Raw genomic sequence first — 1,019 nt, forward strand, 5'->3', positions numbered from 1 at the left:
TCATGCTGATGACTCTGGGAACCCCGCCGTCGGAGGCGGAGACAGACGCCTGGCATGACGTGATCGCGGCTGCCCATCTCCAGGACGTGCCCGCTTCCGTCCCGGAACCCGGCCGTACCGAGACCGCCGGGAAGCTGCGCGTGCAGTCGCCCGACGCGCGGATGCTCCATCTGGTGTCGGCCGCTCCCGACGGGTCTTACGACGGCGTCGCGACGCTGCTGCTGTTCACCGAGGAGAGCAACCGCCACACCGCCTTCCTCGACGCCCTGGTCGTCCGTCCCGAGGTCAGACGCCGGGGCGTGGGCGGCGCGCTCTGGGGCGCGATACGGGCCGAACTGAGCGCCGACGGGCGCAGTTCGGTCTCCACCATGCTCGAAGTGGGCGGCGCCGGTGAGGCGTTCGTCGACGGGCTGGGTTTCGGCAAGGTGCTGCCGCTGGCCTGGTACGTCCAGCGGGTCCGGGAGGCGGACGCCGAGCTGCCCACGGCGCGACTGCCCGACGGCTACCGCTTCGCGGACTGGGACGGCGTCGTACCGGACGCGCTGGCGGACGAGTTCGCGCGGGCGCACGACGTGATGCGCGACGCCCCCGCCGGCGGTCTGGACGAGCGGACGCCGAGGTGGGACGCGGAGCGGGTACGGGGCGCGGCCCGGCTCGTCGACGACCGGGGCGGCATCCTCCTGACCTCCGTGGTGCTTGCGGAGGCCGACGGCACGGGTGCCGGGAGCATCGCCGCGTACAGCGAACTCGTCCTGCGCGACCCGTCCCACACCCGGGCGCTCCAGTACGACACGGTGGTCGTCCCGGAGCACCGCGGGCGCGGACTCGGCCGGGCGGTCAAGCGCCATCTGCTGAGCACACTCGCCGAACGCCACCCCGGAGTACGGGAGATCAGCACCAGCGTCGCCGACGACAACGCGCCGATGCTGGCCGTGAACGCGGCGCTCGGCTACCGGCGCGAGCGGCCTGCCGGGATCTTCCAGGCCAAGCTCTAGGAGGCGTCCCGCCGGGCGCGCTGG

Annotated in this window: 1 protein-coding gene; it reads left to right on the forward strand. The window is 73.3% G+C overall.

The window, feature by feature from the left end; all coding sequences use genetic code 11:
• On the forward strand, positions 1-995 hold a 995-nt coding region (locus tag ACFXKA_RS43430; RefSeq protein WP_379431974.1), incomplete at its 5' end, for a GNAT family N-acetyltransferase.
• Between the last annotated feature and the right edge of the window lie 24 nt (positions 996-1,019).

This window comes from Nocardia sp. NPDC059228, from assembly GCF_042754245.1.
In the GTDB taxonomy this organism is placed as follows: domain Bacteria; phylum Actinomycetota; class Actinomycetes; order Mycobacteriales; family Mycobacteriaceae; genus Nocardia.